This is a genomic window from uncultured Aggregatibacter sp., from assembly GCF_938046485.1.
Classification (GTDB): Bacteria; Pseudomonadota; Gammaproteobacteria; order Enterobacterales; family Pasteurellaceae; genus Aggregatibacter.
Map to the genome: position 1 here is coordinate 1 of NZ_CALIWN010000006.1, position 6,916 is coordinate 6,916.

Consider the following 6,916-nt stretch of genomic DNA (forward strand, 5'->3'; position numbering starts at 1 on the left):
GGAATTGAAGCCGTGTAGTTCTCTGTGTACCAGCCATTGCGTAAAATGGTGTAAGTGATACCGGAGGCTTTTAAGGCGGCTTCAGTTTTAACGTGTTCACCGGTAAGGGATTTTACCGTATTGTCGTTAGTGGCACCGAGTAAGCTGGTGTAAATAATATGTTTCACGCCTGCTTTTTTCGCGGCCTCAATCACGTTGTTATGTTGTACAAAACACTGACCGATTTTATTGCTTGACACCAAAATTAACGTATCCACCCCTTGTAATGCCTCTACTTGCCCTTCTGTTTTTGAATAATCAAATTTGCGGGCTTCTACGCCGGAAATTTTTTCCGGGGAACGTACAAGCGCGATGACGTTTGCGTGTTTTGCTTTTAATAAATTTAACGCGATTGCGCCGAATTGACCTGTTGCACCAGTAATTGCGATAGTTTTCGTTGTCATGATGTTTTCCTTCTCGTTAAGTTGAAATGATGTTTGAACATTTGATTGTTCGCTTGATGTGACGTATTATATTTCAATACTTATTTTTGAGAAGTACTTACATAAACGTAAGTTTTGAGATTTTTTGAAAATAATTTTTAATTTATTGATTTTTAAGGAAATAAAAATGGAAAAAAGTGTTGAGCGCGGTAATGTGTTAGCTTCTGCCTGTCCTTCCCGGCAAATTTTGCAGCATTTAACCAGTCGCTGGGGGGTATTGGTGTTGGTGAGTTTGCATTCCGGCACCAAGCGTTTTAGTGAACTTCGCCGAGCTATTGATGGCGTGAGTGAACGTATGTTGACAAAAACCTTGCAGGAACTGGAAGCGGACGGCATGTTAATTCGCAAATCCTACAATACGGTGCCGCCACAAGTGGATTACACCTTGACGGAATTCGGCTTGCAGGCGTCTAATAAAATGTTTGAGTTGGTGGATTGGTTGGAAATGAATTTAGGGAATATTTTAGCAAGTCAGCAGAATACTGTTTCACAGTAGGCATGTTTAAACTGTCTGACGATACATTGACAATGGGGAGAGCCTATTTTCTAGGCTCTCCCCATTTTATATCGGATTAGGGCTTATAAATAATTTCTACGCCTTCTTCGTCTTCTTCCGACCAGTCATCCCAGTCGTCATCGTCTTCATCATCAATATCGGCGTTTTCTAACTGCGCTTGATGATACTCTTCCCACTTGAATTTCACTTCTTCGTTTTCAACTGCTGCGACTTCTGTTTCACGCGGATTGGCTTCCAAGAAATCCATAATATCACGGCAAAGCTGTGGCACGTTTTTGCCGGTAGCGGCAGAAATCAAATAATAATCCTCTTCCCAACCGAGCTGTTCGGCTATTGCTTCTGCGCGTTCATAGGCTTCTTCATCGCTCATGGTATCGATTTTATTGAAGACTAACCAACGCGGTTTTTCTGCCAAGGACTCGCTGTATTGAAACAATTCCGATTCGATAATCGCTACATTGTCCGCCGGATCGGATTCATCGATTGGGTGAATATCCACCAAGTGAATTAATACGCGGCAACGTTCTAAATGTTTTAGGAAACGGATGCCTAAGCCCGCACCTTCGGAGGCACCTTCAATTAAGCCCGGAATATCGGCCACCACGAAGCTGCGGTTATCGTCCACTTTCACCACGCCTAAACTTGGCACTAAGGTGGTGAACGGGTAATCCGCGACTTTCGGTTTGGCGGCGGAAACGGCACGGATAAAGGTGGATTTACCGGCATTAGGTAAGCCCAGCATACCCACATCCGCAAGTAACATAAGCTCTAATAATAAATCGCGTTTTTCCCCGGGTGTACCCATGGTTTTTTGACGCGGCGCACGGTTGATCGAGGATTTAAAACGCGTGTTACCAAGCCCATGATAACCGCCCTTGGCAACCAATAATCGCATACCGTTTTGGGTTAAATCGCCAATGACCTCTTGGGTGTCGTTATCAATGGCGCGCGTCCCCACCGGCACGCGTAACGTAATGTCTTTGCCGCGGTGTCCGGTGCAATTTGCACTACGACCGTTTTCGCCGCGTTCGGCAGCAAAACGTTTTTCAAAGCGGTAGTCAATTAAGGTGTTTAAATTTTCGTCAGCAATTAAATAGACATCGCCGCCATCGCCGCCATCGCCGCCATCCGGCCCGCCTTTCGGGATATATTTTTCACGACGAAAACTGGCACAACCATTGCCTCCGTCACCAGCTTCGACACGAATCAAAGCTTCATCAATAAATTTCATATTTTTCCTATGGGTTCATGTGTTATCGATTGATTTAAGTCGGGCTATTCTATCAGAATCCGCCGTAGAAGTTTGCACAATAACGCCGTAGAACAAAAAAATCGCCTAAAAATTCAGTGGAAAATTTGATTACTGCTGCTTGGTTAGCGCGATTTTCCCTTATAATGTGCCGTATTTTCATTGAACGGCTTGATGTCCTCGCGCCATGGTTTGGAAGAGGCGCACCACATTGCCCTCTTCAATTTGCCGCCCTAAAGTGCGGTCGTTTTTTCGATTATTTTTATGGAATCACAATGACAACCTCAATCCAACAACAAATTGACGACCTTAGAAAAACTCTGCGTTATCACGAATATCAATATCATGTGTTAGACGATCCGCAGATTCCTGACAGTGAATACGATCGCTTATTTCATCAGCTCAAAGCCTTAGAACAACAACATCCCGAACTGATCACCGCCGATTCGCCGACCCAACGCGTGGGCGCGCGGCCGTTGTCAGAATTTGCGCAAATTAAACATGAACTTCCGATGCTTTCATTAGATAACGCCTTTTCTGATGAAGAATTTCTGGCATTCGTGAAACGTATTCAAGATCGTTTAGGACTTGTGCCAGAACCATTGACCTTTTGTTGCGAACCTAAATTGGACGGATTGGCGGTCAGTATTTTGTATGTGAATGGTGTGCTGACCCAAGCGGCAACCCGCGGCGATGGCACAACAGGCGAAGACATCACACAAAACATTCGTACCATTCGCAACATTCCCTTGCAGCTACTAACGGATAATCCGCCAGCACGCTTGGAAGTGCGCGGTGAGGTGTTTATGCCGCACGACGGTTTCGAGCGTTTAAACGAACGCGCCTTGGAACAAGGCGAAAAAACCTTTGCTAACCCGCGTAATGCAGCGGCAGGTTCCTTACGCCAATTGGATCCGAAAATCACTAGCCAACGTCCATTAATGCTTAACGCGTACAGCATTGGCATTGCCGAAGGTGTAAATTTACCACCAACGCACTATGAACGTCTTCAATGGTTGAAATCCATCGGCGTGCCGGTAAATAGCGAAATCCGTTTATGTGATGGCGTTGAAAACGTTTTAAATTTCTACCGCACTATAATGGAAAAACGTAGCTCCTTGGGTTATGACATTGACGGTACGGTATTAAAAGTCAATGACATCGAATTGCAACAAAGACTGGGCTTTATTTCCAAAGCACCGCGTTGGGCAATCGCTTACAAATTTCCTGCACAAGAAGAACTAACCGTATTAAATGACGTGGAATTCCAAGTCGGTCGGACCGGTGCCATCACGCCTGTGGCTAAACTACAACCGGTATTCGTTGCTGGCGTAACGGTAAGTAACGCGACCTTACATAACGGCGACGAGATCGAGCGTCTCAACATTGCTATCGGCGATACGGTGATTATTCGTCGTGCCGGCGATGTGATTCCGCAAATTATTGGCGTCGTACATGATCGCCGCCCGGCCAATGCACGCCAAATTGTCTTTCCAACGCACTGTCCGGTATGCGATTCCTTAATTGTTCGCATTGAAGGCGAAGCGGTGGCACGTTGCACCGGCGGGTTATTCTGTGCGGCACAACGTAAAGAAGCGTTAAAACATTTCGTCTCACGCAAAGCCATGGACATTGACGGCGTAGGTGCCAAACTGATTGAGCAACTGGTGGATCGCGAATTGGTTCATACTCCCGCAGATTTGTTTAAGTTGGATTTAACCACACTCACCCGCTTAGAACGCATGGGGCCGAAATCGGCTGAAAATGCGTTAGCCAGCTTAGAAAAAGCCAAACACACGACCCTCGCCCGTTTTATCTTTGCGTTGGGTATTCGTGATGTGGGTGAAGCCACGGCATTAAATCTGGCAAACCATTTCAAAACCTTAGAAGCGTTACAAAATGCCGATTTAGAACAGTTAAAACAAGTGCCTGATGTGGGCGAAGTCGTGGCAAATCGCATTTTCGTGTTCTGGCGTGAAGAACACAATGTTGCCGTGGTGAATGATCTCATCGCCCAAGGCGTGCATTGGGAAACCGTTGAAGTGCAGGACGTGAAAGAAAATCCGTTCAAAGACAAAACTGTGGTGCTCACCGGCACACTTTCCCAAATGGGACGCAACGACGCCAAAGCACTGCTACAACAACTCGGTGCCAAAGTCAGTGGCAGTGTTTCAGCCAAAACCGACTATGTGATCGCCGGTGAAGCGGCAGGTTCCAAACTCAGCAAAGCGGCAGAATTAGGCGTGCAGGTGTTGAGTGAGGAGGAGTTTTTGGCGTGGATTGGTGCATAGGCAAGCCAATACAAAATGACCGACTTTTTGATTAAAAGTCGGTCGTTTATACTATGCATGCGATAAAATGAAATCATGCCAAAGGCATTATTTAACGGATTTTTGCACCGCACTTTTGCGATATGCCCAAAGCATAATGGCAATGCCCCCCACAATCATAGGTACGCAAAGTAACTGCCCGCGCGTGATCACATTGAGGAAAAGTTCTACATCCGGTTCGCGAACATATTCAACGATAAAACGGAAAAAACCGTAGCCGATAAGGAATAACCCAGCCACCGAACCTGTCGGACGTGGTTTGCGAATAAACCCATTGAGAATCAAGAACAACACTAAACCTTCCAACACCGCTTCATATAACTGAGACGGATGGCGTGGCAAGAGCAGCGGATCCGTTGGGAAAATCATCGCCCAAGGCACATCGGTTTGACGTCCCCATAATTCGAGGTTAATGAAATTACCAATACGCCCCATGCCTAGCCCGAATGGAATTAAGGGTGCCATAAAATCAGCCGTTGCCCAAAAGCGGCGTTTTTGCATCTTAGAGGTGATGATCATAGCAATAATCACACCGATCAAACCGCCGTGGAAAGACATTCCCCCTTCCCAAACACGGAATAAATACAACGGATCCTGTAAAAAACGATCAAGATTATAAAAGAACACATCGCCGATTCGTCCGCCGAAGAAAATCCCCATAAAGCTGTTAAATAGCAAAGAGTCCACTTGATCCACCGTCCAACCGCTGTTCGGTTGCTTAGCACGACGTACGCCAAGCCAGCGGGCAAAAATAAAACCAAGTAGATACATTAAACCGTACCAGCGCAAGCCAATCGGGCCAAATTCAAAAATCGCCGGGTCGAAATGGGGGAGAACTAAATAATCTGAACTCATAACTTTCCTTATTTCAATAACATATTAATCGCCACTACAATTAAGAAGGCGGCAAATCCTTTCTTCAAGGTCGACACCGGTAATCGGTTGGTCATATTGGCGCCGAGTTTAGAGGTAAAAAATGAGGTGACGGTAATACCTAATACCGCAGGAAGGTACACAAAACCGAGGGAATAATTCGGCATTCCCGGCGTCCCCCAACCGCTCAGCATGAAGCTCAACATACCGGCAATGCCCATTAACATGCCACAAAATGCGGAGGTACCGATGGCTTTTTTAATGTCCACATTACGTGAATTTAAAAACGGCACGATAAAGCCGCCACCGCCAATACCGGCAACGCTTGATATCATACCGATTAAAGCACCGCCGATAATTGAGGATAAAGGCGTGATTTTTTTGTTCGGATCGAGATTTTTCGGCTTAATGGACAAAATCATTTTAATCGCCAGATAGGTAACTAAGCAGGCAAATAACTTACCGGAAATTTCAGGTGGCAATTTACTGATGTATTGTCCGGAAATAAAGGCGCTAATCATTAACGCGGGCGCAAAATATTTCAACGTTGACCAAACCACGTTGCCGAGCTTGTGGTGTCGTTGTGCGGAAGAAAATGCGGTAACCACGATGGTAGCAAAAGACGTGCCAAGTGCGGTGGACATGAGCAATGAATCCGGCACACCCACAATCGGCAGTAGATAAACCATCATCGGTACAATCACCATGCCGCCGCCAATGCCGAAAAGCCCCGACAAGAAGCCGGCAGCACAACCGGCAAGTAAGCAGAAGAGAAAGAAGGTTAACATAATTATCCTCTATATTTACGCGGTGTGCGTTTGGGCGATTTAGAATAATGTTGCTTGTGAGAAGAGAACGCGGGTTTCTTATCGCCGAATGTTGCGGTTTCAGTCTGCGCCAAGGCGTTACTGTTTTCATCAAATAACACCGCCGCAAACTCTTTCATGGCTTTACGATAAACCTCTTTTTTAAAAGACACCACTTGACGCACTGGATACCAAAAGCTCACCCAACGCCATCCGTCAAATTCCGGCGTTTTACTGCACTGCATATTGATATTCTTGGTATCAGTCACTAACTGCAATAAAAACCAACGCTGCTTCTGCCCGATACACATCGGTTTGGAATCGTGACGCAATAAACGCTTCGGTAATTTATAACGTAACCACTGTTTAGAGGCGTATAGCACACGCACATCTTTAGGCGTTAGCCCCACTTCTTCAAATAATTCTCTAAACATGGCTTGCTCGGGAGTTTCGTTATCATTAATGCCCCCTTGCGGAAATTGCCAAGAATTCTGTCCGTATCGCTTCGCCCACAGCACTTGCCCTTTGTCGTTACAAATAACAATGCCTACATTCGGACGGTAGCCATCGAAATCGATCACTATCGTATCCCTTAATCTGTCTCATTTTTTACACTAAATAGCGACAAATTGTTTCATAAACCAAGCATTAGCACAACT

Annotated in this window: 7 protein-coding genes; 2 read left to right on the forward strand and 5 right to left on the reverse strand. The window is 45.7% G+C overall.

Going from position 1 to position 6,916, the window contains the following annotated elements; genetic code table 11:
* The coding region (locus tag Q0203_RS00300; protein ID WP_297928702.1) for an NAD(P)H-binding protein at nt 1–443 on the reverse strand (443 nt) is incomplete at its 3' end.
* Between the two features lie 166 nt (nt 444–609).
* Between Q0203_RS00300 and Q0203_RS00305 the strand changes: the two genes are divergently transcribed.
* Entirely contained in the window at nt 610–978 is a 369-nt protein-coding gene (locus tag Q0203_RS00305; RefSeq protein ID WP_297928704.1) for a helix-turn-helix domain-containing protein, read from the forward strand.
* A 76-nt stretch (nt 979–1,054) separates the two neighbouring features.
* Here Q0203_RS00305 and cgtA read toward each other — a convergent pair whose 3' ends face one another.
* On the reverse strand, nt 1,055–2,230 hold the full coding sequence (gene cgtA, locus Q0203_RS00310) for an Obg family GTPase CgtA (protein WP_297928706.1): 1,176 nt from the start codon (nt 2,228–2,230) through the stop codon (nt 1,055–1,057).
* Nucleotides 2,231–2,523: 293 nt separating this feature from the next.
* Between cgtA and ligA the strand changes: the two genes are divergently transcribed.
* Nucleotides 2,524–4,539, forward strand: a complete 2,016-nt coding sequence (ligA, locus tag Q0203_RS00315) for an NAD-dependent DNA ligase LigA (protein ID WP_297928708.1) — start codon at nt 2,524–2,526, stop codon at nt 4,537–4,539.
* An 87-nt stretch (nt 4,540–4,626) separates the two neighbouring features.
* On the opposite strand, the gene lgt is transcribed toward ligA, so the two are convergent.
* From lgt to rppH, 3 genes are read right to left on the reverse strand one after another with little or no spacing between them, the layout of a single operon-like run.
* The gene (gene lgt / locus Q0203_RS00320; protein ID WP_297928710.1) at nt 4,627–5,433 is read right to left on the reverse strand and encodes a prolipoprotein diacylglyceryl transferase; all 807 of its coding nucleotides are present in this window, start codon (nt 5,431–5,433) and stop codon (nt 4,627–4,629) included.
* A gap of 8 nt (nt 5,434–5,441) precedes the next feature.
* Nucleotides 5,442–6,239 (reverse strand): sulfite exporter TauE/SafE family protein, encoded by a 798-nt coding sequence (locus Q0203_RS00325; RefSeq protein WP_297928712.1) that lies wholly within the window; start codon nt 6,237–6,239, stop codon nt 5,442–5,444.
* Between the two features lie 2 nt (nt 6,240–6,241).
* Entirely contained in the window at nt 6,242–6,838 is a 597-nt protein-coding gene (gene rppH / locus Q0203_RS00330) for an RNA pyrophosphohydrolase (protein WP_297928714.1), read from the reverse strand.
* Nucleotides 6,839–6,916: the final 78 nt, after the last annotated feature.